The sequence below is a fragment of the Nonomuraea sp. NPDC005501 genome (genome assembly GCF_040605905.1).
Classification (GTDB): Bacteria; Actinomycetota; Actinomycetes; order Streptosporangiales; family Streptosporangiaceae; genus Nonomuraea.
The window spans coordinates 1-23,715 of the sequence record NZ_JBEXDT010000119.1; the positions used below are offsets into that span (position 1 = coordinate 1).

The window sequence follows — 23,715 nt, forward strand, 5'->3', positions numbered from 1 at the left end:
CCGCCCGTGGCCGCAGGGGATGACACGGCGCCGGGAACGCGGGTCCATGTCGGTGTTCACCGTGCTGTTCTCGTGGGGTTACTGGACCGTGAAGCCCTGCTCCTGGCCGTACTTCACGGAGGCGTCCTGCCACGCCTTCAGGCCGTCCTGCAGCGTGGTGCCGCTGATGTACGCCTTGCCGACGGTGTCGTTGAAGACGCTGTTGGCGTAGACCTGGTACGGCAGGTAGGACCAGCCGGGGACGACCTGGCTCGCCGACTCGGCGAGGACCTGGTTGATCTGCTGGTCGCCGAAGTACGCGAACTTCTTGTCGCGGAAGGCCGGGGACTCCAGCTGCGCCTTGGTGGCCGGGAACGCGCCGCCGTCCACGCGGGCCTGCGCACCCTCGTCGACACTGGCGTACTTGGCGAAGGCGTAGGCCAGCTCCTTGTTGGCGGCGGCCTCCGGGACGGCCAGCGAGCTGCCCCCGTTCTCCGAGGTGGCCTTGCCGCCGCTGTCCCACTGCGGCATGGGCGCGACCCGCCACTTGCCGGCCCCGGCCTTGACGCCGGTCTCGAGGTTGGCGGGCATCCAGGCGCCGATCACGAGCGTGGCGATGCTGCCGTCACCGAGGCCCTTGTACCAGGCGTCGCTCCACGAGCTGACCGGCGCGACGAGCTTGCCGCTGACGAGCTGCTGCCAGGCCGAGGTGAACTTCTGCGTTCCGGCGTCGGCGAAGTTGACGCTCACCTTGGTCCCGTCGACCTGGTAGGGCTTGCCGCCGGCCTGCCAGATCATGCTGGTGGTGAAGCCGGCGTCGCCGGTGTCGTTGGTGATGTACGCCTTCGGGTCGGCGTCGTGCAGCTTCTTGGCCGCCGCGATGTACTCGTCCCAGGTCGCCGGCACGTCGATCTTGTGCTTGTCGAAGACGTCCTTGTTGTAGAACAGGGCCATCGGGCCGGAGTCCATGGGCAGGCCGTAGATCCCGCTGCCGGAGTGGACGGCGCCCCACGGGCCGGGGGTGAAGGTGCCGTCGAGCTTGTCCGCGCCGAAGGCCGTCAGATCGGCGACCGACTTGCCGAGCGCGAACTGCGGCAGGGCGTAGTACTCGATCTGGGCGACGTCGGGGACGCCGGAGCCGGCCTTGACCGCGTTCTGCAGGGCGGTGTACTGGTCGTTGCCGGTGCCGGCGTTGACCAGGTTGACCTTGACCTTCGGGTACTTGGTCTGGAAGTCGGCGACCACCTTCTTCAGGGTGGGCTCCCACGCCCAGACCGTGATGCTGCCGCCGGCGTCCAGCGCCGTCTGGAGGTCGTCGGTGGACGCGCCCTGGGTGGCGGCGGCGCCGGAGCCGCCGTCACCGGAGGAGCCACAGGCGGTGGCGAGCAGCGACACCGACAGCGCGGCGCCCAGCAGGAGGGCATGGCGGCGGGTTATCGTCATGGATGGCCCTTTCATGGGGTGTACCTGGAGACGGTCGAGCGTGGCGTCGGTCATCCCTTGACGCTTCCGGCCGACAGCCCCGACTGCCAGTACCGCTGGAGCAGCAGGAACGCCGCGATCAGCGGGACGATGGTGAGCAGTGATCCGGTGATCACGAGGTTGAAGATGGCCTCACCGCCCGCGGTGGACGCCTGGCGGTTCCAGCTGTTGAGGCCGAGTGTCAGCGGATACCAGTCCGGGTCCTTGAGCATGATCAGCGGCAGGAAGTAGTTGTTCCAGGTCGCGACGACGGTGAACAGCAGGACCGTGACGATCCCGGGCGCCAGCAGCGGCAGGCTGATGCGGAAGAACGTCTGGAACTCCCGGGCCCCATCCACGCGCGCCGATTCGAGGATCTCGTCGGGGACGGCGTCGGAGGCGAACGTCCACATGAGGTAGAGGCCGAACGGCGAGACGAGCGACGGGATGATGATCGCCCAGGGGGTGTCGGTCAGGCCGAGGCCGGAGAACATGAGGAAGGTCGGGACGGCCAGCGCGGTGCCGGGGACCGCGACCGCCCCGATGACGATCGCGAAGACGGCCTTCTTGCCGGGGAAGTCGAACTTCGCCAGCCCGTACCCGGCGATCGTCGCCAGCAGCGTCGCGCCGCCCGCGCCGACGACGACGTAGAGCAGGGTGTTGAGCAGCCAGCGGGTGAAGATGCCGCCGCCGTAGGTGAAGGTGTCGCCGATGTTGGCGAACAGGGCGAAGTCGCCGTCGAACCACAGGCCGAACGTGCCGAGCAGCCCTTCCTGCGTCTTGGTCGCGTTGATCACGAGCCAGGCCAGCGGGAGCAGCGTGTAGAGGAGCATGATCGCGGTCAGTGCGGTCAGCGTGGCGCTGCGCCGCCTCCGCGGTGACCTGCGCCGGATCACCAGAGGGCCGGAGGAGGTCCGCGCGCGGCGGGGAGCGTGGGTGGTGGCTGTCATGGTCAGGCCCCCTTCCGCATGCCGCGGAGCTGGACGACGTAGGCGACGACCATGGTGATCACGCCCATGACGATGGCGACGGTCGCCGAGTAGTTGAACTGCTGGCCCCTGAAGGACAGCGAGTAGGCGTAGTAGTTCGGCGTGAAGTAGGTCGTGATGGCGTTCGGGGCCAGGTCCTTGAGGACGCTGGGCTCGGTGAAGAGCTGGAAGCTGCCGATGATCGAGAAGATGGTCGAGATCAGCAGTGCTCCGCGCAGGGCGGGGAGCTTGATCGACCAGACGATGCGGAGCTGGCCGGCGCCGTCCATCTCCGCCGCCTCGTACAGGGACGGATTGACCACGCGGAGGGCGGAGTACAGGATCAGCATGTTGTAGCCGACGAACTCCCAGGTCACGATGTTGCCGATCGAGGCGAGGATCAGGTCGGCCGACAGGGGGGCCGGCAGCGACAGCCCGAGCGTCTCGTTCAGGTTGCCGATGAGGCCGAACTGGGTGCCGTACATGAAGCCCCACATCAGCGCCGCGACCACCGAGGGCACCGCGTAGGGCAGGAACACCGAGATGCGGAAGAAGCTCGTCCCGTACAACCGGCCGCTGTCGATCGCCAGAGCCACCAGCAGCGCCAGGAACAACATGATCGGGACCTGGACGACCAGGAAGATCGCCACCCTGCCGAAGGCGGACCAGAACTGCGGGTCACCCAGCGCCTTGAGGTAGTTGTCGGCGCCGACGAAGGTGGTCCCGCCGATCAACTGGGTGCGGAACAGGCTCAGGTAGACGGAGTACGCGATCGGCGCCAGGAAGACGAGCGCGAACACCACCATGAACGGCCCGACGAACCGCCATCCCGTCCACGGTCGCCGCCCCCGGGACGCCGCCCTCCAGCCGGCCGGCGCGCCCGCCTGCGGTGTTGCGACCACCGGTCCACTCCTCCCTGCCGGTACACCCGACTCTCAGCGTGACGTTCACGTGAACATACGGCCGGCGAGGGAGCCCCCAACCTGCTGACCCAGGGTGAGGAGGGGTGATCGACAAGTGATGTTTACGTAAACGTCCGTGCGGTATCGTGGCACCCGCCACACGGGTCGTCAAGGTTTCCCCCACGTTGACGGCCGTCCCAGCCTTGACGAGGTCGGACGGCGGCGGAAGGGCGGCAGGGAGGAAGCAATGGACCGGGGCGGTCGGGAACAGAGGGACGCGATGCCGGGCGCGGCGTCCGGTGCGGCGTCCGGTGCGGTGCCCAGCGGGGGCGCGCGACGCGGCGGGTCGAACATCCCCGGCGGGCGCCGTAAGCAGCGTGTCTCCATGGCCGACGTCGCCAAGCTCGCGGGTGTCTCGTCGCAGACCGTGTCGCGGGTCTCGAACGGCCATCCCGGCGTGATCGACTCGACCCGCGAGCAGGTGCTCGGGGCCATGCGCGAGCTGGGCTACCGGCCCAACAGCGCCGCCCGCGCGTTGCGGTACGGCCAGTTCAACACCATCGGCGTCATCCTCTTCAGCCTGGCCTCGACCGGCAACAGCCGCACGGTGGAGGCGATCGCCACCCACGCCGCGGCCGAGGGGTACGCCATCACGCTCATCCCCATCGACGTGCCCACCCAGGACAACGTGCTGGGAGCCTTCACCCGGATGGGCGAGCTGGCCGTGGACGCGGTCGTCGTCATCATCGAGATCCACCTGCTCGACTCCGGCACCGTGACCCTGCCGCCCGGAGTGCACATCGTGGTCGTGGACTCCGACGCCGGCGACCGCTACAGCGTCGTCGACACCGACCAGGCCGAAGGTGCGCGACGGGCCGTCCACCACCTGCTCGACCTGGGACATCACACCGTCTGGCACGTGACCGGGCCGCAGACGTCCTACGCCGCCCAGAGCCGCGCCCGCGCCTGGCGCACCACGCTGGAGAAGGCCGGCCGGCCGGTGCCGCCGCCCCTGCACGGCGACTGGTCGGCCGAGTCCGGCTTCGCCGCCGGTCTCGCGCTCGCCGACGAGCCCGGCTGCACGGCGGTGTTCGCCGCCAACGACCAGATGGCCCTCGGGCTGCTGCGCGCCTTCCACGAGCGCGGCCGGGCGGTCCCCGGCGACATCAGCGTGGTCGGCTTCGACGACATCCCGGACGCCGAGTTCTTCGTCCCGCCCCTGACCACCGTTCACCAGGACTTCGCCGAGGTGGGCCGGAGGTGCGTGCAGCGGGCCCTGGTCCAGATCCGCGAAGGCCGCCCCTCGCCCCCCGGCACCGACCTCGTCCCGACCAGCCTGGTGGTCAGGCGCAGCACGGCCGCACCACGCTCGGCGGCCCCTTGATCGCCCGCCCGGCGCCGGGCGACGGTCAGCCGGGGACCGCGTTCACGAGGCGCCGGCCATCAGTGCGGCATCCCCGGTGAAACAGATCAGGTGAGCGCTTCGGAAAGCCAGTCGGCGGCGGCCGCCAGCCAGTCGGGGCGGACGTTGCCGAGCAGGTGGTCGCCGAGCGGGAGGTGCAGATACTGCCCGCGTGGTGCCAGGCGGGCCAGCGGCTCGCCGTTGGTCACGCCGGGGATGACGTCCTGGCCGCCGTCCACCACCAGCATGGGGCAGGCGATCCGCGGCGCGAGGGCCGACAGGTCCACCTGCCCGGCGAAGCGGCGGCCCTCCGGCCCGCCGCCGGCCCGCCGGGCGAGGAGCTCCCGTACGGGGGGCGGCAAGGCGTCCCAGTGCAGCCGGAAGGGACCGCTGACGGTGACGGCGGCCGCCACGCGGGGCTCCCGTGCGGCGCTCTCGGCGACGTAGTAGCCGCCGAGGCTGAGCCCGACGAGTCCCACCCTGTCCGTGCCGAGTGCGTCGACGACCCGGCCGATCACGTGGTGGTAGTCGGCGCGGACCGTGGTGGTGGCGGTGAGCACGCCCTGTCCCGGCCCGTCCATGGCGAACACGGCCATGCCCCGGCGCAGCAGGGCGTCGACCACGTCGTGGAACTCCTCCTTGCCGGAGTCCAGTCCCGGAACCACCACCGCGGTGGCCGCGCCGCCGGCCGGGCCGCGCAGCCAGCCGGCGAAGCCCGGTCCCTCGATCCGGCGCGCGCCCGGCTCCAGCAGGTCGAGGGCACGGCCCATGGCGGTGTCCGCCTCGGCGGCCGCGACCGCCTGCTCACGGTTCGGCCCCAGGGTGGCGAAGTGGAACCAGCGCGCCGCCACCCGCAGGTGCTCGCCCGCCGAGATCTCCGTGGCCGCCTGTCCGGCGCGCCCCAGATGCCCACGCGCGGCGCGCATGAAGGCCGCACCCCAGTCCTCCAGGTCCGCGAGCTCGCCGGTGACGCGCAGGTACTCGTGCGGGTCGAGCCCCGCTCCGGTGGCGCGCGACAGGTTGGCGGCGGCGAATTCCGCGACGCTCATCGTGATGCCCCGATCGTCGGCACGGCCTTCGCCGGATACGGCGTTCCCGCAAGTCGATCACGACCCTTGCGGTCTGGCTCCAGCCTGCGGTACGGCGACAACGCCTCCGCCTTGATCAGCACTTCGGACGGGGAGGGCGCGGGCCGGGCGTCCCGGACGAGCTCCACCGGCCGCGCCGCGTCCCCCGGATGGATCAATCTACGCATGCGGCCATGAAACCGGCAGCCGGGTCGCGTGATCCAACAACGGAAGCGGCAGACCGACAACCACGGGTTGTCGCCTGTGGTGACGGGCTTGGATCTGGACCCAGGCGCAGGTGCGCCCCTTCGTGCGGGTCTGTCCGGTGATCGGCTCTGCCCCGTCATCGGTAGTGGTGTTGAGTGCTCTTCATCGCCGCAGGGTGCGATGGCGCAGGAGATCGAAAGCCGACCGTCACGCGGGATGGAACTCAGCGGTAGCGGGTGATCATGGGGCCGAAGTTCTTGCCATAGGTGAGGCCCACTGCGTAGACCGTCCTGGTTCCGGGCACCGCGCTCACCGCGGAGATCTGGACCTCACGCCTGCGGTTCGCCCCTGCCATCGGCGGTAGCTCGGTCCGGCTGCCGTCGGGCGCGATCCGGACGGTCCCGCTCAAGCCGCCCTCATCGGCTTCCCAGTCGACCAGGATGATCCCGTCAGCGCCGTCGGAGCCGGACGCGCTGACCTCGGCCGAGCCCGGCATCCGCGACCACGCCGTGCCGTCCCAGTGCATGGTGATCGTGGTGCTGCTGCTGCCGTCCTCGTAGTCGAACACCCTGTGGGTGCCCATCGCCCACACGTTGCCGGGACCGTGCGCGACGACCTGGGTGAGCGTGATCGACGGGATGCTGCCGTCCGGCCGGCCCTGGCTGTTGATCTCCCGGCTCGGCGTGCGGTCCTCGGGCGCGGGGACCAGTCGCCATGACCGGCCGTCCCAGCGCATGGTCGCCGCCTGGGAGCTGGTGCTCCCCCGGGGGAGCGGCCGGCCGGTGCCGCCGACCGCCCACACCTGGTCGGGCGCCGCGGCCGACACCGACGCCGCCCAGGTGGGCAGGCGCGTGACCGTCCAGGCCCGTCCGTCCCAGTGCGCGGCGTGATCCCCGACCACCAGCCACACATCGTCGGGCGCGACGGCGGTGGCACCGGCCCGCTCGCCCGGGTCGTAGTCGATGTCCGGCAGCGGAACCCGGCTCCAGCGCCGGCCGTCCCAGTGGTGGGCGGTCAGAGCGGTGGTGGCGGCGAAGACCCAGGCGTCGCGCGGTCCGCTCACCGCCAGCGCGGGAAACCTCTCATCATCCTTGGAGTCCCACGTCACCTCGGGCGCGGGACGCTCGCGCCAACGCCGGCCGTCGAAGTGCAGAAGCAGCAGCCGTCCGGTGCCTTCGTGCGGGCTGCCGAGCGTCCACACGTCGCGTGGGCCGCTGGATGCGACTGCTTTCAGACGGAATCCGCGCTGATCGCCGACATGCTCGAGCTGCCAGCCCCGGTCTCGGGCAGTACGGACCGGAGAGGGTTCGGGGGTTGTCGCGTTGACGCTGGGGGAGGTCGCGGTCGGCGCGGGAGCACCTCGCGGCGGCGGCGCGGCGGCGCACCCCGCACCCAGGACGGCAGCCGCGCATAACGCGGCCAGGCGCTTGGCGATCAGCTTGGCACTCCTGGCACAAGATGCTGGAGACGCGCGGTGACCTCGTCCAGCCGCCCGCCACGACACCAGCGCGGCAACCTTAACGACAATCTCCAGCTCCGGCATCTTTCAGCACCCCTCCACGGCGTACACGGCTCCCCGGCGACGTACGCAGCGCCACGCACACCCAAGACCCGAACACCGCGACCAGCGGTCACGTCCGGAGGCGTGTCAGCCACCCGTACGTTCGGAATGATCAACCGGTGCCGACCGTCGAGAGGGTCGAGCCGGTGCGGGTCTTGGCCACCTTGAGCTGGGCCGGGATGCGGCTGCGCAGCTCCGGGACATGGCTGATGATGCCGACCGCGCGGCCGCCGTCGCGCAGCCCGTCGAGGATGTCGAGCACCCCGTCCAGCGTGTCCTCGTCCAGCGTGCCGAACCCCTCGTCCACGAACAGCGTGCCGATCTCCGCCCCGCCCGCCTCGGCCGTGACCACGTCGGCCAGGCCGAGCGCCAGAGCGAGCGAGGTGATGAAGCTCTCGCCGCCGGACAGCGTCGCCGGGTCGCGGTCCACGCCGGTCCACCCGTCGCACACCCGAAGCCCGAGTCCGCCCCCGGAGCGCCCCCGGGCGCCGGCCGTCTTGCGCAGGTCGTGCTGGAGCAGGTAGCGGCCGGCCGACATGTGGTCGAGGCGCTCGTTGGCGGCGTCGACCACCTGCCGGAGCCGCTCCCCCAGCACGAACGACGACAGGCTCATGCTCCACTGGTTGTCGCTCGACGTGCCGCTGGCCAGGGCGGCCAGGCGCTCGGCGAGGCGGTGCCGCTCGGCGGCGGGCCGCCACCGGTCAAGGCCCTCCTCCAGCTCGGCGAGCAGCTCCCGCAGCCGCCGCTCCCTGGCCTCGGCCCGGTCGCGCGCCGACGCGAGGACGGTGTGGGCGCGCTCGGCCTCGTCGCGCTCCGCCTCCAGCGCCTCCAGGTCGGGAACGGGCTCGGCGGCAGCCGCCACCAGCTCGGGGTCCTCCAGGGTGGCCGTGACCGCCGCGTACTCGTCGTCCAGCCGCCGCAGCGCCTCGGCCCTGCTCTCCTGCTCCGCGGGGGACCGCACGGCCCCGGCCGCCTCGGCGGCGTCGCCGAACCCGGCCTCCACCGCCGCCCGCTCCGCCGCCCGCTCCGCCTCGGCCCGCTCGCGCTCGGCGGTGACGGCCCGCTGGGTCGCCTCCAGCGCCTCATGGAGCAGCTCCGCCTCGTCGTTCAGCCGGGACAGGCGGGCGGTGAGCGTCTCGTCGGCGCCGCGCGCGCTGTCGAGCCGCGCGGTCAGCCGCGTCGCGTCCCCGCTGAGCTCCTCCTGCCGGGTACGGCCCGCGGCCAGCCGCGCGGTGACGCGGCGGACCCGCTCCTCCAGCTCCACCCGCTCCCGCGCGAGCCTCGCCGCCTCGGCCGCGAGCGCGCTCTCCCGCGCCGCCGACCCCCGCAGCCGCCGCACCACCTGCTCGGCCTCGGCCAGCGCGTCGGGCCCCATCTCGGGCGGGAACCCGTCGAGCGGCTCTCCGCCGACGCTGTCCGTCTGTCGGGCGGCGTCGCCCGTCTGTCGGTCGTCGCCGGCCGTCTGCCGGCCGGTGGGGTCGCGTGTTTCGTCCGCCGCCGGTCGCTCCTCGGCTTCGCGCTGGAGGGAGGCGAGGAGGGGCAGGTCGCTCTGGAGGAGGCGGCCGGCGAGGCGGGCGCGTTCGGCGCGGAGGCGGGTGCGGTGGGCGCGGCGGGCCGCGAGGGACTCGCCGACCTCCCGGGACCGCTCCCTGACCTGGTCGCGCTCCACCTCGATCCGCTCGTACGCGGCAAGCAGGGCCGGCTCCTGGGCGGCGATCGCCTCCAGGCGGGCCAGCTCCCGCTCCGCCTCCCGCACCGCGGATTCGGCGGCGTCGAGGTCCAGCCCGAGGGTGGCCTCCACCGCGTCGGCGTGGCGGGACCGGAGGGTGGCCAGCGCGCGTTCGGCCGCCTCACGCTCGGCGAGGGCCCTCTCGTGGGCGCTCTCGGCGGCACGCTCGTCCTCCGGTGACGGAGCGCTCGGGGCGGGTGAGGCGGGGGCGGGATGGTGGTCGGAACCGCACACGGCGCACGGGCGGCCCTCGGTCAGGTCGCGGGCCAGCTCGGCCGCCATGCCGTCGATGCGGGCCTGGCGGATGTCGAGCCAGCGTTCGCGCAGGCTCTGGGCCTCGTCCACCAGGGCCTCGCACGTGGCGGAGGCCGTCACCAGCTCGGCCGCCAGGCCGTCGCGGCGCCGGACCGTGTCAAGGGACGTCCTCGCCGCGTCGAGCGCCGCGCCGACCGCCGGGATCACCGCCGCCTCCGCACGCATCGCGGCCAGCCGGTCGTGGGCCTGCGCGAGCCGTTCGGGCAGCTCCGCCTCGGCGGCGGCCACCTCGGCACCCTGCCGCTCCAGCCGGGCGATCTCGTCGCGGAGCCGGATGAGCTCGCGGTCGACGCCGATGAGCTCGGTGGCGCAGGCGTGCACGGCCTCGGCGGCCGGGATGCGGGCCGCGTCCAGGCGCGCGTCGGCGAGCCTCCGCTCGGCCTCCTCGACCAGGGCGGGCAGCGTGGCGAGACGGGCGGTGGCGGCCTCCTCCTCGGCGACGAGCCGGGTCAGCTCGGACTCGACGCGGACCAGGTCGCGGCGCACCACGAGCAGCCTGGCCTCCTCGGTGAGGAGCTCCGACAGGCGCGCGATCTCCGCCTGCCGCTCCCGCTCCAGCCCGGCCAGCAGCTCCGGCTCCACCATGCCGGGCGCGTTCGACCGTCCGGGGTGCGGGTCCTGGGGCGGCTCGGTGGTGTACGGGCTCGCGCCGCCTGCCCGCCCGTCCCGGCCGCCGGGGATCACGCCGGAGGTGCGCGGGTCGGAGGTCCGGAGGAGGGGGTGGGCGCGGGTCAGGGCGTCGGCGGCGAGGGTGCGGGCCTTCGTCGCCGCCTCGGCGCGCTGGCCGGCGGCCGCGATGAGCGGCAGGACGCGGTCAGCGCGCAGAGCGTCGTCCAGGAGCGCCTGGAGCTCGGCCCGCTGGTCGGCGCGCTCGTCGAGGGTGCGGCGCATCGTCAGCGCCTCGGCGTGGCGGCGCTGGCGGGCGGCCAGGGCGGTGGCCTGCTCGTGGCGGACACGGGCCCGTCTGAGCGCCCGCTCCGCCTCTGCGTGGTCGGCGTTCGTACGGGACACGACGGCGCGGGCGGCGTCGAGCAGGGCGCCCGCCCAGCGCAGCGGGTCGGTCTCCGGGGTGCGGGTGTCTGCCTCTTCCGGGACCGGGCCCGTCTCCTCCCCGGGGACGGCCGCCGTGAGGGTCGCCGGCAGGTCCGGGCCGGCGGCCTCCTGGAGGCGCTGGATGGCGTAGTCCACCTGCTGCCGCAGCTCGCCCTGCTCCCGCCACGTCCGCTTGCGGTGCTCCGCCAGCCACGACTCCGTCTGCGTGAACACCTTGACCGTGAACAGCCGCTCCAGCAGCCGGCGCCGGTCGTCGCCGTCGGCGCGCAGGAAGCGGGCGAAGTCCCCCTGCGGGAGCATGGCGACCTGGCAGAACTGGTCGGCGTTCATGCCGAGCAGCCCGCCGATGAGGTCGCCGGCCTCGTCGGAGCGGGTGGTGAGCCCCTGCCAGCCGGCGGGCGTGCGCTCCTCCACCACCACCTTGGCCTTCTCCTCGGTGAAGCCCGTGCCGCGCAGCTTGGGGCGCTGCCAGACGGGTGAGCGGCGCACGCGCAGCAGGCGGCCCCGGATGGTCACCTCCAGCGTGACCGACGGGCCCGTGCCGGGCGGGGCGTGGTCGCAGCGCAGCGCGCGGGCGCTGTTGCGCTGGCCGGGCACCTGGCCGTACAGGGCGAAGCAGAGCGCGTCGAGGATCGTCGTCTTGCCCGCGCCCGTGGGGCCGTGCACGAGGAACAGGCCCGCCTCGGTGAGCGCGTCGAAGTCGACCGTCTCCGAGCCGGGGAACGATCCGAAGGCGGTGAGGGAGAGCAGGTGCGGTCGCATCTACGCCATCGTCTCCTTCACCCGTGACGCCTCGATCGCCTGTCTCAGCAGCTCCTCCTCGTCGGTGCCGGCGGGCTCGCCGCGTACCTCGCGGACGAAGTCGAGCGCCACCTCGGCCTCGGGCCGGCCGCTGAGCCGCGCGGGCGCGGCGGCCGGCACGGCGCCGACCGGGTCGAAGGAGAGGGCGAGGGTGTGCGGGAAGCGGGCCCGCAGCCGGTCCATGGCGGACTTGGGGCGCACCGGGTCGGTGAGCGTGATCTGCAGCCAGTGGTCCTCGTGGCCGGAGTACGCGGGGGAGGTGAGCAGGTCGTCGATGAGGCCGCGCAGGCGGGCGACCGGCCGGGGCACCGGCGCGGGCGCGAACTCGACGGACTCCGCCGCCCCGGAGGCCCCGATCGTCACCAGCCAGGACCCCTTCACGTGGGCCGCCTCGCTGAAGGAGTAGGCCAGCGGCGAGCCGGAGTAGCGGACGGTCTCGGACATGCGCTGGCGGCCGTGCAGGTGGCCGAGCGCGACGTAGCTCATCCCGTCGAACGCCGTGAGCGGCACGTGCGCGATCCCGCCGACGCTGATGTCGCGCTCGCTGTCGCTCGCCTCCCCGCCGGTGACGAACGCGTGGGCGAGGACGACCGAGGCGCGGCGGCGGGCCGCGTCGGCGCGGACGCGGGTCATCGCGTACGACAGCGCCGCCGTGTGGCTGCGCTCGTCGAGCTCCCACGGGGCACGCACCAGCTCGGGCTCCAGGTAGGGGATGCCGTAGAAGGCCACGTCGTCCACGAGCACCGGCTCCCAGGCGCGGGACGGGTCGGTGCGGACGTGGACGCCGGAGGCGTCGAACAGCGAGGCGCCGAACCCGAGGCGGCGCGCCGAGTCGTGGTTGCCGCTGATGAGGACCACGCGCGCCCCGGCCGCCACCAGGCGGCCCAGCGCCTCGTTGCACAGGGAGACCGCGTCGACGGGCGGCAGCGCCCGGTCGTAGACGTCGCCCGACACCGCCACCACGTCGACCCGCTCGGCGCGCACGGTCTCGACCAGGTGGTCGACGAACGCCGCCTGGCCGGCCAGCAGGCTCTCCCGGTGGAAGGAGCGCCCGAGGTGCCAGTCGGAGGTGTGCAGGATCCGCATGTCGCAGGAAGCTAACAGCTCTCACCGACAAATGCGGCCTCATGCGCCACAGGACTCGGGAGTAGGCTGGAAGATCCGCGGGCAAACCAACGCACATGGGGAGGCCGATGGGCGCGGGCCGTGGCACGTTGAGCGTGGCCGCCGGTCTGGTGCTGGTGGCTCTGGCCTGCGTCGGTTACGTGCTCCCGCCCGCCTTCGACTTCCCGCCGCTCGAGGCCGACCAGGCGTTCCGGTCGATCCCGGCGCAGCCGCGCGACGAGCAGCGGCCGGTGGCGCAGAGCACCCGGTTCGCCGTGGAGGACGTGTCGGTGCCGGCGGAGGGCCAGCGGCTGGAGGGCACCGTGCGGGCGCCCCTGACGCCGGGCCGTCATCCGGCGATGGTGTTCGTGTCGGGGTCGGGCAACGGGTCGCGGACGGAGTTCGCGCCGCAGGCGGACTTCCTGGCCCGGACGGGCGTGGTGACGCTCGCCTACGACAAGCGGACGGTCGGCTACAACTTCCGGGACCGCGACTTCGGGCTGCTCGCCGACGACACGCTGCGGATGGTGGATCTGCTGGCCAAGCGGCCGGACGTGGACCCGTCGCGGATCGGGCTGTGGGGCGTCAGCGAGGGCGGCTGGGTGGTGCCGATCGCGGCGGCGAAGAGCCCGTCGGTGGGGTTCGTGGTGCTGGTGTCCTCGCCGAACGTCTCCCCGCTGCGCCAGGTGGCCTGGGCGCTGAACGAGCAGCTCCTGCGGCTGCGGGCGCCGATCGGGGTGCGCGACCTGCTGACGCGGGCCATGGGCGGCGTGGGTTTCGACTTCCTGCGCTACGACGCGATGCCGGCGCTGCGCCAGGTCAGGCAGCCGGTGCTGGCCTTCTACGGCACGGAGGACCCGTCCATCCCGTTCGTGGAGTCGACGCGGGCGCTGACCACGGCGCTGACGGGCTCGGGCAACGACCGCTACACGATCCGGTTCATGGCCCACGGCGACCATGCCATGCGGATCAACGGCGGCCCGTTCACACCGGGCTACCTGGACACCCTCGCCAACTGGATCAGCGGCCTGCCCGGCACGGCGGTGCCGCCGGTGCACCTGGCGGGCGCGACGCCGGTCCAGCTGTTCGAGGCGGCCGACGTGCCGGCCGCTCCGTGGTACGCGGGCGGCGCGATGCTGGGGCTGACGCTGTGCCTGACCGCCGTCGGCTACGTGGCCGGCCCGGTCGCCGTCATGCTCGTACGGCTGCGCGGCGGCCCGGTGGCGGTGGGCGAGACGGACGCGAGGCTGTGGCCGCCGATCAGGCGCCGGCTGACCCGGATGGCGTGGACGGGGCTGGGGCTGCTGGCGTCGGTGCTGCTGTTCATCACGGTGCTGGTGCTGTTCGCCGTGAACCAGGCGGGGGCGTGGCCGGCGGTCCTGGCCGGCTGGCTGATCGTGCGGGTGCTGGCGGCGCTGATGCTCGTGCACGAGGTGACCGCCGTCGCGGCGGTCGTGTCGGCGTTGCGCGAGGGGATGCGGCCGGACCGCTGGCAGCACGTCGCGATGGCGGGCGTGCTGGGCGGCACGGGCCTGCTGCTGGTGGCCGCGGCCTACTACGGCTTGTTCGCCTTCCCCTGGTGACCTCCTGACGGGGCCGGGACGAACGCGTCCATCCAGCGGTCGATCTCGGCGAACACCCGCCTGCGCACCGGCTCGGCCGACAGCACGAGGTCGTGCACCCCGTCGGGCACGCGCACGCACGTGACGTGCGGGCCCACGCAGGTGGCCCAGCGGGCGATGTGCCGGGGATCGAGCACGATGTCGGCCGACCTGGCCTCGGGGACGAAGTCGCGTACCCGCAGCCCGCGGGTCGAGGCCAGCACGAGCACGGGGACGTCCACGGAGAGGCCGGCGTGCAGGCGGCGCTGCGCGCGCCGGATCGCGGCGAGCCACATGGCGTGCACGGAGAACCCGCCGTGCGGCTTCAGCTCCAGGTCGTAGTCCCATTCGCCGCCCTCGGAGCGGTGCAGGGTGCGGCCGTACACGGTGCTGGGCGGCAGCGGCAGCGCTCTCCTGCTGTACGACAGCGGCGTCTTGAGCAGGTCGGCGGCCACGCGGAGCGGGGTGGGCACGTTGAGGTCGAAGAAGGGGCTGTTGAGCACGAGCCCCTGGACGAGGCCCCGGCCGCGGACCCGGTCGGCCCACAGGGACGCGACGAGCCCGCCGGTGGAGTGGGCGTTGAGGGTCACCTCGTCGTGGTCGCGGCGGATGAGGCGGACGGCCTCGTCGATCTCGGGGAAGTACTCGGTGATGCTCCTGACCAGGCCCCTGGTCTGGTGGGGCAGCAGGGACCTGCCGTACTTGCGCAGGTCGAGCGCGTAGAAGTCGATGCCGCGCTCGACGTAGTGCTCGGCCAGGTGGTCCTGGAAGAAGTAGTCGGTGAACCCGTGCAGGTACAGCACCGCCCGGCGGGAGCCCGTGCTCCGTGACACCAGGGTGGCGACGACCTCGCCCTCGAAGTCCGGCTTCATCGGCAGAACGGTGATCTCGTACATGGAAGACACGATATGGTTTCGCCCCCTTCGTAGGCATCCTGGACGGACCCTCCGCTCATGGCAAAGATGGCGGCGCACGGCCCGGCGGAGCGCTTCAATGGCCCGCGGGGCGCTTTCATGAGACGGCCGCGCGCGACGGGCCCGGCCGGCGTGATGTCGTGCCTGACGGCGAATCGGTTAGTGATGTTCACTCCGGCATAACGAGATATTTCGCATACGACGCGTAGGCTGCCGCCTCGAATCGGCCTACGGTGTGGTTCACGGGGAACGGGGATGGCGTGGGGCAGGCAAAGAAACCGGTGAGCGCCTGGGGCGTCCTCGGCTGGCTCGCGCTGTCGGCGCTGGCGCCCGGATCGGCGCATCTGCGCACCGGCCGGCGCAGGACCGGGCTCGTCCTGCTCAGCCTCTACGTCGCCGGGCTGCTGGCGCTCCTGGCCGTGGCGCTGACCACCGACAATCTCCTGGGCACGCTGGCCGCCGAGGACTCCTGGCTCATGTCGATCACGATCGGCGCGGCGGTACTGGGCGCGGCCTGGTTCTTCCTCATGGTCCACTCCTTCGTGGTGCTGCGGCCGGGCGCGCTCCCCCAGGGGGGCCAGGTCCTCACGGGCACGCTGGCGGGGCTGCTGGCGGTCGCCTCGGTGCTGCCCTTCGGGCTGGTCGCGCAGTACGTCTGGACCTCGAAGGAGACACTCAACGGCATCTTCGACGCGCCCGAGACCTCCGAACCCCTGGCGCAGGAGTCGTCGCGGCCGCAGGACCCGTGGGCGGGCCGCGAGCGGGTCAACATCCTGCTGCTCGGCGGCGACGCCGACGACAACCGGATCGGCGTGCGCACCGACAGCATGAACGTGGCCAGCGTCGACGTGAAGACCGGCAACACCGTGCTCGTCAGCCTGCCCCGCAACCTGGAGGACGTCCGGTTCCGGCCGGGCACGCCGATGGCCGCGCGCTTCCCCGCCGGGTTCCGGCTGCCGCCCGACCCCGGCGGCGGCCGCAGCGACCTGCTGAACAGCGTGTGGGAGTACGCCGACGCGCACCCGGAGATCTTCGGCGGCAAGCAGCACCAGGGCCCTCGGGTGCTGATGGACACGATCGGCTACACCCTCGGGCTCAAGGTCGACTGGTACGCCCTGGTGAACATGTGGGGCTTCGCCCGGCTGATCGACGCGATCGGCGGCGTCCGCATCCACGTCGAGCAGGACGTGGTGTTCGGCAGGTACAACGAGGGCCTGGTCAAGGCCGGCACGCGGCGGCTGAAGGGCGCCGACGCCATGTGGTACGCCCGCTCGCGCACCTACAGCGACGACTTCACCCGGATGCGCCGCCAGCGCTGCGTGATCGGGGCGCTGCTGGAGCAGGCCGACCCGGGGATTGTGCTGACCCGGTTCAACCGGATCGCGCTGGCCACCAAGGAGCTGATCCGCACCGACATCCCGCGGCCGATGCTCAGGCACCTGGTGCCGCTGGCCCTGCGGGTCAAGGAGGCCAAGGTGACCAGCGTGCAGTTCGTACCGCCGCTGATCAACACCGGCTACCCCGACTGGGAGAAGATCCGGCAGGTCACCCGGGAGGCGATCCAGGAGTCGGCCCGGAGCACCCCGGCCGAGGCGGCCGAGGCCACCGAGGGCGCCTCCCCGACTCCCGTCGCGGCGACGGGGACGCCGCAGACCCCGCTCGCGACCGAGACGCCCCAGGCGCGCAGGACCCCCAAGGCCGGTCCGAGCGCCAAGGCGTCCGACGCCCCGGCCAAGGCGCTCACCGAGGGCTGCGGAGCGGCGTGACGATCTGTCCCACCGGGACGCCGCCGCCCAGCACGTCCACCCGCTCGAACTCCTCGGCCCCCGACACGTCCACCCCCATGCGCCGCAGGACGGCCAGCGCGACGGCCGTGGTGGCGCGCGGGCTGCCGTCGATGACCTTCACGGCCACCGCGTGCCCGGAGCTCGGCGCCACGACGAGCACGCCCTCCGCGCCGCCCTTGACCAGGGCTCCGGGCAGGGCGCGCATCAGCTCGGTGTTCTGGTGGCCGGTGCCGCCGACGTACTCGGGATGCTGCCGCATGGCGTCGGCGACCTGACGAGGACCGCTGCCGGGCGCGGCCGTCACCAGCGCCCGCACGGCGCGGGCGAGGCCGGTCAGCGACAGCCCGAACAGCGGCGCGCCGCAGCCGTCGACGGCCACGTGCGCGGCCTTCTCCCCGGCCAGCTCCTCGGTGAGGGAGCGGACCCGCTGCTGGAGGGGATGGTCGGCGGACAGGTAGGACGGCACGTCCCAGTCGTTGGCGACGCAGGCGGCGAGCATGGCGGCGTGCTTGCCGGAGCAGTTCATGCGCTCGCGGGACGGGCCGAGCCCCTGCCTGACGAGCGCGTGCGCGGTGGCCTGGTCCTCGGGCCAGGACGGCGGGCAGGCCAGGGCGTCGAAGCCGAGCCCGTAGTCGGCCAGGATCTCGCCGGTCACCCGTACGTGGAAATCCTCGCCCGTGTGGCTGCCGGCGGCGATGGCCAGGCGCGGGCCGGCCAGCGCGGCGCCCGCGGTCAGGCAGGCCAGCGCCTGGAACGGCTTGGCGGACGAGCGGGGCAGGACGGGCGCGTCGACGGGGCCGAGCGCGACCTCGGCGCGGCCGGACGGGTCCAGGCCGACGGCGCTGCCGTAGTGGACGCTCTCGGTGAAGCCGGATCGGACGACTTCCGCCAGGACGGCGAGACCAGGCACTGCTGCCTCAGGCACGGGCGGTTCTCCTTCGCGGGACGGCGCGCTGGCGGGCCTCCAGCGCGCGGGCGAGCTTGGACAGCGACATGTTGACCACCAGGTAGACGAGCGCGACCACGATGTAGGTCTGGATGAGCAGCCCGTTGAAGTTGGCCAGCACCTTGGCGCTGTAGAGCAGCTCGGTGTAGCTGACGACGAAGCCGAGGGAGGTGTCCTTGAGCAGGCCGACGGACTGGCTGACGATGGAGGGCAGCACCCGCCGGGCCGCCTGGGGCAGCACGATGAGACGCATGGTGCGCCCGGGGGTCAGCCCGACGGCCAGCCCGGCCTCACTCTGGCCGCGCTCGACGGACAGGATGCCGGCGCGGAAGATCTCCGCGAACGACGCCGCGTGGGACACGCTCAGCGGCACGACCAGCTTCCAGAACAGCGGCAGGTCCAGGCCGTAGCGGGGCAGCGCGAACAGCACCACGTACACGAGCAGCAAGGCCGGGACGGTCCTGACCACCTCGACGTAGCCGGCGGCGGGCACCCGGGCCCACGACCGGTGCGACAGCCGGCCGAGCGCCAGCACGAGGCCGAACGCCATGGCCAGGGCCGCCGACACGACGGCGGCCAGCGCGGTCGAGCCGAGGCCGTTGAGCATGTACCGCCACATGGGCCAGGTCGTGTACGGCTGCCAGCGGGCGGCGTCGAGCTGGCCGTTGGCGGCGAACTGCCGGACGGCGAGCACGGCGAGCGCCACGGCGGCCAGGGCGCCGAGACCGGTCGCGATCCGCATGCGCCGCCGCGCCCGCGGGCCGGGCTCGTCGAACAGGACGGTGGTGGAGGTGTTCACCGCAGGATCACCAGCCGCTTCTCCAGCCTTCCGGTGAGGAGGCCCGCGCAGGCGGCGAGCACCGCGTACGCCAGGCCGGCGCCGACGAAGATGGGGATGGGCTGCGCCTCGACGAGGTTCACCCGGTTGGCGGCGGCGGTCAGGTCGATGACGCCGACCGCGCCGGCCAGGGCGGTGTTCATGGTCAGGGCGATGAAGATGTTGCCGAGCGGCTGCACGACCGTGCGCAGCGCCTGCGGCAGGATCACGTGCCGCAGCGACTGGGTGAACGTCAGCCCGATCGCGCGGGCCGCCTCGCCCTGCCCCTTGGACACCGCGTTGACGCCCGAGCGCAGCGCCTCGCCGATGTAGGCCGCCTCGTACACGGCGATGACCACGATGGCCGTCACGAGCAGGTCGGCCTGGATGCCGATCTCCGGCAGGCCGAAGACCGCGAGGACGAGCAGCACCAGCAGCGGCAGGTTCTGGAACGTCTCGACGTAGGCGGTGCCGATGGCGCGCAGCACGCGCACGGGGCTCACGCGCAGGGCGGTGACGATCACGCCCAGCACCGCCGCGCCGATGAACGACGCGGCGGTGAGCTGGAGTGTCACGACCAGGCCCTGCCAGAGCTCGGGCAGGTGATCGAGGATGACGGACATCAGGACCCCGGCACGGACCCGATCTTGGGCGCCTGGGGGGCGTCGCCGGTGACGACGGTGCCGATGGAGTTCTTCCAGATGCCCTGCCAGACGCCGTTCGACTGGATCTTGCCGAGCCAGTCGTTGACGAACTTCTTCATCTGGTCGTCGCCGTGCTTGAGCCCGATGCCGTACGGGTCGACGGTGAAGGGCTTGGTGACGATCTGGATGGAGGGGTCCTTCTTGGCGTCGGCGATCAGCAGCGTCTCGTCCTGGACGTAGGCGACGCCGCGGTCCTGCTTGAGCGCCTGCACGCACTCCGGGTCGCTGCCGAAGGTGATGATCTCGGCCTGCGGCGCGAGCTTCTTGATCGCGGGGATGGCCGGGGTGTTGGCGCCCGCGAGCACCTTCTTGCCGTTCAGGTCCTCCGGCTTGGTGATGCCGGAGGTGCCCTTCTTCACGGCGATCGTCAGGCCCGAGGTGTAGTACGGGCCGGCGAACGCGACCTGCTTCGCGCGCTCCTCGGTGATCGTGTACGTCTGGAAGACGACGTCCACGGTGCCGTTGGCGAGCAGCGCCTCCCGGGTCTCCGAGGCCGAGTTGACGATCTTCACCTTCGGCTCGCCGAGGATGTACTTGGCCAGCGCCTTGCCCAGGTCGGCGTCGAAGCCCTCGACCTGTCCCGTGCCGGGATTCTGCTGGGACAGGAGCGGGGCGTCGAGCGAGCCGCCGACGAGGAGCTCGCCGCGCTGCTTGATCTTCTCCATGGTCGAGCCGGGCAGGATGTCGGCCGCCTCGGCGACGGGCGCGTTGGCCAGCACGTCGGTCGCGGTCTTCGACTCGCCGGGCACGGCTGGCACGGCGGGGCTGCTCGTCTCGCCGCAGGCCGCCAGGCCTAACACAGATGCGGCGACGACTGCGAGCATCTTCTTCATGAGCGTCCACTTCCTTCGATGTCGAAGATAAAGGGGACCGTAATGGTGGATTTCGGAGGAAGTCAATACGTTGCTGGCCTAAGTAGATCGATGGTATGCATCTCCCATGAAGCAGCGGCTGCCCGTGCAGGGGGCACAGGGGGACCTGTTACGGCTCGTCGCCACCGGCGGCGCCGAGTCGCGCGCCGACCTGGCCCGCCTGTCGGGGCTGGCCGCGTCGAGCGTGTCGCTGCGCGTCGAGGAGCTCATCGAGGCCGGACTGCTGGTCGAGGAGGGCTCCGGCACCTCGCGCGGCGGCCGGAGACCGCGCCGCCTGTGCCTGTCGCCGACGGCCGGGGTGCTCGCGGTCGCCGACCTCGGCGCCCACCACGCCCGGCTCGGGCTGCTCGACCTCAGCGGCGCGCCGCTGGTCGTCGAGGAGGTCCCGTGCGAGATCGCCGAGGGCCCCGAGGCGACGCTCGACCTGCTGTCGGACGCGTTCGACCGGCTGCTGGCCGAGCGCGTGCCACCGTCGGTGCCGCTGCGCGGCGTCGGCACCGGGGTGCCGGGCCCCGTCGACCCCGCGACGTTACGCGTGGTGACGCCGTCGCGCATGCCCGGCTGGAACGACTTCCCCGTCGCCGACCACCTGCGCGCCCGCTACGACCTGCCCGTCCTCGTGGAGAACGACGCCAACCTCATGGCCGCCGGCGAGGCCCGCTCCTGGCCCGGCTGCGACAACCTCATGGTGCTCAAGGTGGGCACCGGCATCGGCTGCGGCGTGATCGTCAACGGCCGCCTGCACCGCGGCCGGGGCGCGGCGGGCGACATCAGCCACGTGCGGGTCAGCTCCGACTCGTCGGTGATCTGCGCCTGCGGCCACCCCGACTGCCTGGAGGCATACGCCAGCGGCGCCGCCCTCAGCGCGGCGCTGGCCGACGCGGGCGTCGAGGTGCAGCACACCTCCGGCATCGTCGACCTGGTCAACGACGCCGTGCCCGAGGCCACCAGCATGGTGCGCAACGCGGGCCGCCGCATCGGCGAGGTCCTCACCGTGCTCGTGAACTTCTTCAACCCGGACGTGGTGGTCGTCGGCGGCAGCCTCTCGGCGGCCGAGCCGCTCATCACCTCGATCCGGGCCGCGGTGTACGAGCGGTGCCTGCCGCTGGCCACGCGTGACCTGGAGATCGCGCCGGCGCGGGCCGGGCGGGACGCCGCGCTGCTGGGCGCCGGGTCCCTGCTGCTGGACGCCGCCGTGGCCTCCTAGATCGCGAGTCTGTGGAAGGTCGCCCGCCAGCGGCGGCGGCCGGGCTCGCGCAGGTCCTCGATCTCGCCGACCGCCAGGCCGCCGGTCGCGAACGCGGTGATCTCCGCCCGGGTCAGCGGCCACGGAGGCGGGAACACCGGGTCACCCTCGTCGCGGCCCGAGGCGATCACCAGCAGCGTGCCGCCGGGCCGTACGAAGGAGGCGACCCGCGCGATGGCCTGCTCGTGCAGCGGCTCGGGCAGCGCCTGCACGGTCATGACCTCCACGACCAGGTCGAACGTGCCGCGCCACTCGGCGGGCGGGTCGAGCAGGTCGGCGGCGCGGTAGGCGACGGCGGTGCCGGGGAAGCGCTCGCGGGCCAGGCGCACGGCCGACTCGCTGACGTCGAACGCCGTGGTGTCGTAGCCGAGCCCGGCCAGGTGCTCGGCGTCGTCGCCCAGCCCGGCGCCCACGACCAGCGCTCTGGGCGCCGGGTCGCCGCTCTCGGGCTTCCGCCCGTCCGTCCAGCCGACGAGCAGCGGGTGCGGGCCGCCGGAGTCCCACGGGACGACGGCCTCCCCGGCGGCGGAACCGGCGTACAGGCGCTCGAACCAGCCGGTGGCGTCGCCCCCGGCCAGCGACTCGGCGGCCAGCCGGCGCGCGTCCTCGTCGGGGTCCTTGGCCGACATGTCACCTCCCGCGATCTCCGCGGCCAGTTCTACCACGTCCACCACGTCACCCCCGGGGCCGGTCAGCACGCGCTGGCGCCAGTGGTCGGCGTGGGTGTACCCCTGGCGGCGCAGGCCGTCCTGGAGGACGGGGAGCAGGACGCAGACGGCGCGGGACGGGTGAGGGCACACGGTCTTGACGTGCCACCAGTCCAGCTCCCTGGCCCTTCCCTCCTGGGCGAGCCGTACGAGGTCGGTGACCGTGTGGGAGTCGCCGAGCAGGGCGCGGGCGGCGGCGCGGAGCCGGTCGAGCTGGTCCTCGTGGTAGAAGAGCCATTGGTCGTCGGTGATGTCGGCCAGTGAGTGCGCTGTGGGGCGCAGGCCGCGTTCGTTCAGGTAGTGGCGCATCAGGACCCGGCCGAGTCGGCGATCCGTCTCCTCGGGCACCTCGGTCAGCGCCGGCTCGGCGACGGGATCCACGGCCCGGCCCGGCTTCCAGCCGATCTCCTCCACCAGCCTCAGCTCGTGCTCGTCGAGCTCCTCGACCGTGTACGCGTCGCATCCCGGGGCGATCTTCGTCAGCAGGTCGTCCTCGGTGAGCAGCCGGCGGAAGGAGCGGTAGACGTCGGTGAAGAAGGTGGGGGTGGGGGTGCGGAGGACGTAACGCTGGAGGTGCCAGACGAAGGCGTGACCGATCAGGTTCTCCCGCCGTATCGCGCGCTCCAGGACCTCGGCGCCGCCGACCAGCTCCGCGGTGTTCTTCCAGAGGTCGTGGCGCATCCTGTAGGCGTGGGAGCGCAGCCAGGGCCGCCACGGTGACGGCTCGCCCCGCGCCGCGCTCCCGACGTCGTCGGAGTTGAGGGCCAGCAGGCGGATCGCGTGCCTCGGCACCGTGCGGGACAGGAGGAGCTCCCGCGTGAGGATCACCCGCAGTTCCTCCCTGGTCAGACCCAGGAGCAACGGCACACCCAGCATGACCTCGCCCCGGAGGCGGCCGCGCCACACCATCACCTTGGCCCATGCGTTCAGCCGCACCACCGGGAACGGCCTGTCCCAGCCCGCCAGCTCCGCGGCCTCCGCCACCAGGACACGCAGTCCGGCAGGGTCATCCACCGGCAGGCGCGGGTTGCGCCAGCGATACCGCGTCGGCCGGTAGTGGACGGCGAACGCCAGCACCAGGGCACCGACCACCACGAACATGGCCACCTCGGCGGCCACGGGCAGGCCGAACCCGTCGAGCTGGAAGAAGCCCCATGTCGCCCCCGCGCTCACCGCCGCCGTCAAGGCGACGCCCAGCGCGTACCTGGACCAGGACGCCGACGGGTAGGACGGCCGTCCCCACATCAGCCACAACCACTGGACCCGCCACCACGTGAGCCCCGGAACGTCCTCCACGCCCACCCCTCCCTCGCCACCCGTCGGCGATCAAGGTAGGGCGGGCGGGTCACGGCGGGGTCACGCCAGGAAGTGGTCCTTCGACAGGCGGCGGACGCGGGGCTCGTCGATGGTGTGGCCGAGGCCCGGCTGGGTGAGCGGGACCGCGACGACGCCCCCGTTGGCCCCGACGATGGGCGTGACGATCTGGTTGCTGCGCGGCGGCTGGGTGACGTCGCACGGCAGCGTGCAGCCCGGCAGGCTGGCCAGCGCGACCGTGGCGGCCCGCGCCAGGCC

At 72.8% G+C, this 23,715-nt stretch carries 17 protein-coding genes and 1 pseudogene; 4 read left to right on the forward strand and 14 right to left on the reverse strand.

Annotated elements, in window-relative coordinates:
• Window positions 1–78 precede the first annotated feature (78 nt).
• The 3 genes from ABZS51_RS37445 to ABZS51_RS37455 are packed head-to-tail and all read right to left on the reverse strand — an operon-like array spanning window position 79 to window position 3,310.
• Complete coding sequence (locus ABZS51_RS37445) at window positions 79–1,422, reverse strand: sugar ABC transporter substrate-binding protein (RefSeq protein ID WP_355451560.1); 1,344 nt, start codon at window positions 1,420–1,422, stop codon at window positions 79–81.
• 50 nt (window positions 1,423–1,472) lie between these two features.
• The gene (locus ABZS51_RS37450) at window positions 1,473–2,390 is read right to left on the reverse strand and encodes a carbohydrate ABC transporter permease (protein WP_355451563.1); all 918 of its coding nucleotides are present in this window, start codon (window positions 2,388–2,390) and stop codon (window positions 1,473–1,475) included.
• Between the two features lie 2 nt (window positions 2,391–2,392).
• Window positions 2,393–3,310: a sugar ABC transporter permease gene (locus ABZS51_RS37455; protein WP_355451566.1), complete on the reverse strand. Its 918-nt coding sequence runs from the start codon at window positions 3,308–3,310 to the stop codon at window positions 2,393–2,395.
• Window positions 3,311–3,695: 385 nt separating this feature from the next.
• Between ABZS51_RS37455 and ABZS51_RS37460 the strand changes: the two genes are divergently transcribed.
• A complete protein-coding gene (locus ABZS51_RS37460) occupies window positions 3,696–4,694 on the forward strand; it encodes a LacI family DNA-binding transcriptional regulator (RefSeq protein ID WP_355451569.1) in 999 nt (332 codons plus the stop codon).
• A gap of 86 nt (window positions 4,695–4,780) precedes the next feature.
• Here ABZS51_RS37460 and ABZS51_RS37465 read toward each other — a convergent pair whose 3' ends face one another.
• The 4 genes from ABZS51_RS37465 to ABZS51_RS37480 form a co-directional block, all read right to left on the reverse strand.
• Window positions 4,781–5,761, reverse strand: a complete 981-nt coding sequence (locus ABZS51_RS37465; protein WP_355451572.1) for an alpha/beta fold hydrolase — start codon at window positions 5,759–5,761, stop codon at window positions 4,781–4,783.
• A 448-nt stretch (window positions 5,762–6,209) separates the two neighbouring features.
• Window positions 6,210–7,187 carry a hypothetical protein gene (locus tag ABZS51_RS37470; RefSeq protein ID WP_355451575.1) on the reverse strand — a complete coding sequence of 326 codons (978 nt, stop codon included), beginning with the start codon at window positions 7,185–7,187 and terminating at the stop codon, window positions 6,210–6,212.
• Window positions 7,188–7,659: 472 nt separating this feature from the next.
• On the reverse strand, window positions 7,660–11,406 hold the full coding sequence (locus ABZS51_RS37475) for an SMC family ATPase (protein ID WP_355451578.1): 3,747 nt from the start codon (window positions 11,404–11,406) through the stop codon (window positions 7,660–7,662).
• Window positions 11,407–12,531, reverse strand: coding sequence for an exonuclease SbcCD subunit D (locus ABZS51_RS37480; protein WP_355451581.1), 1,125 nt, complete (start codon window positions 12,529–12,531; stop codon window positions 11,407–11,409).
• Between the two features lie 107 nt (window positions 12,532–12,638).
• Here ABZS51_RS37480 and ABZS51_RS37485 point away from each other — a divergent pair, with 107 nt between their 5' ends.
• Window positions 12,639–14,132, forward strand: a complete 1,494-nt coding sequence (locus ABZS51_RS37485) for a prolyl oligopeptidase family serine peptidase (RefSeq protein WP_355451584.1) — start codon at window positions 12,639–12,641, stop codon at window positions 14,130–14,132.
• On the opposite strand, the gene ABZS51_RS37490 is transcribed toward ABZS51_RS37485, so the two are convergent.
• Window positions 14,105–15,046, reverse strand: a complete 942-nt coding sequence (locus ABZS51_RS37490) for an alpha/beta hydrolase (RefSeq protein WP_310716160.1) — start codon at window positions 15,044–15,046, stop codon at window positions 14,105–14,107. The genes ABZS51_RS37485 and ABZS51_RS37490 overlap by 28 nt on opposite strands.
• Before the next feature lie 299 nt (window positions 15,047–15,345).
• Here ABZS51_RS37490 and ABZS51_RS37495 point away from each other — a divergent pair, with 299 nt between their 5' ends.
• The gene (locus ABZS51_RS37495) at window positions 15,346–16,830 is read left to right on the forward strand and encodes an LCP family protein (protein ID WP_355451587.1); all 1,485 of its coding nucleotides are present in this window, start codon (window positions 15,346–15,348) and stop codon (window positions 16,828–16,830) included.
• On the opposite strand, the gene ABZS51_RS37500 is transcribed toward ABZS51_RS37495, so the two are convergent.
• Genes ABZS51_RS37500 through ABZS51_RS37515 form a run of 4 tightly spaced genes read right to left on the reverse strand, consistent with a single transcriptional unit; the run spans window position 16,805 to window position 20,151 of the window.
• Window positions 16,805–17,776 carry an asparaginase gene (locus tag ABZS51_RS37500; protein WP_355451590.1) on the reverse strand — a complete coding sequence of 324 codons (972 nt, stop codon included), beginning with the start codon at window positions 17,774–17,776 and terminating at the stop codon, window positions 16,805–16,807. The two genes, ABZS51_RS37495 and ABZS51_RS37500, sit on opposite strands and share 26 nt — an antisense overlap.
• Entirely contained in the window at window positions 17,769–18,596 is an 828-nt protein-coding gene (locus tag ABZS51_RS37505; RefSeq protein WP_355451593.1) for an amino acid ABC transporter permease, read from the reverse strand. The genes ABZS51_RS37500 and ABZS51_RS37505 overlap by 8 nt, the downstream gene beginning before the upstream one ends.
• Window positions 18,593–19,237 carry an amino acid ABC transporter permease gene (locus tag ABZS51_RS37510; RefSeq protein WP_310716168.1) on the reverse strand — a complete coding sequence of 215 codons (645 nt, stop codon included), beginning with the start codon at window positions 19,235–19,237 and terminating at the stop codon, window positions 18,593–18,595. The genes ABZS51_RS37505 and ABZS51_RS37510 overlap by 4 nt, the downstream gene beginning before the upstream one ends.
• Entirely contained in the window at window positions 19,237–20,151 is a 915-nt protein-coding gene (locus ABZS51_RS37515; RefSeq protein WP_310716170.1) for a glutamate ABC transporter substrate-binding protein, read from the reverse strand. Before ABZS51_RS37515 ends, ABZS51_RS37510 begins: the two co-directional genes overlap by 1 nt.
• 106 nt (window positions 20,152–20,257) lie before the next feature.
• On the opposite strand from ABZS51_RS37515, the gene ABZS51_RS37520 reads away from it, so the two are divergent.
• Window positions 20,258–21,397: an ROK family transcriptional regulator gene (locus tag ABZS51_RS37520; protein WP_355451597.1), complete on the forward strand. Its 1,140-nt coding sequence runs from the start codon at window positions 20,258–20,260 to the stop codon at window positions 21,395–21,397.
• Here ABZS51_RS37520 and ABZS51_RS37525 read toward each other — a convergent pair.
• Both ABZS51_RS37525 and ABZS51_RS37530 read right to left on the reverse strand, forming a co-directional pair.
• Window positions 21,394–23,439 carry a methyltransferase domain-containing protein gene (locus ABZS51_RS37525; RefSeq protein ID WP_355451600.1) on the reverse strand — a complete coding sequence of 682 codons (2,046 nt, stop codon included), beginning with the start codon at window positions 23,437–23,439 and terminating at the stop codon, window positions 21,394–21,396. The genes ABZS51_RS37520 and ABZS51_RS37525 overlap by 4 nt on opposite strands.
• A gap of 60 nt (window positions 23,440–23,499) precedes the next feature.
• A pseudogene (locus ABZS51_RS37530) lies at window positions 23,500–23,715 on the reverse strand (O-succinylbenzoate-CoA synthase); the annotation flags it as partial.

Coding starts and splice junctions, on each gene's coding strand:
- ABZS51_RS37510 (WP_310716168.1), bottom strand. CDS start 19,237: ATGTCCGTCATCCTCGATCACCTGCCCGAGCTCTGGCAGGGCCTGGTC.
- ABZS51_RS37520 (WP_355451597.1), top strand. CDS start 20,258: ATGAAGCAGCGGCTGCCCGTGCAGGGGGCACAGGGGGACCTGTTACGG.
- ABZS51_RS37490 (WP_310716160.1), bottom strand. CDS start 15,046: ATGTACGAGATCACCGTTCTGCCGATGAAGCCGGACTTCGAGGGCGAG.
- ABZS51_RS37485 (WP_355451584.1), top strand. CDS start 12,639: ATGGGCGCGGGCCGTGGCACGTTGAGCGTGGCCGCCGGTCTGGTGCTG.
- ABZS51_RS37445 (WP_355451560.1), bottom strand. CDS start 1,422: ATGACGATAACCCGCCGCCATGCCCTCCTGCTGGGCGCCGCGCTGTCG.
- ABZS51_RS37515 (WP_310716170.1), bottom strand. CDS start 20,151: ATGAAGAAGATGCTCGCAGTCGTCGCCGCATCTGTGTTAGGCCTGGCG.
- ABZS51_RS37450 (WP_355451563.1), bottom strand. CDS start 2,390: ATGACAGCCACCACCCACGCTCCCCGCCGCGCGCGGACCTCCTCCGGC.
- ABZS51_RS37460 (WP_355451569.1), top strand. CDS start 3,696: ATGGCCGACGTCGCCAAGCTCGCGGGTGTCTCGTCGCAGACCGTGTCG.
- ABZS51_RS37475 (WP_355451578.1), bottom strand. CDS start 11,406: ATGCGACCGCACCTGCTCTCCCTCACCGCCTTCGGATCGTTCCCCGGC.
- ABZS51_RS37465 (WP_355451572.1), bottom strand. CDS start 5,761: ATGAGCGTCGCGGAATTCGCCGCCGCCAACCTGTCGCGCGCCACCGGA.
- ABZS51_RS37480 (WP_355451581.1), bottom strand. CDS start 12,531: ATGCGGATCCTGCACACCTCCGACTGGCACCTCGGGCGCTCCTTCCAC.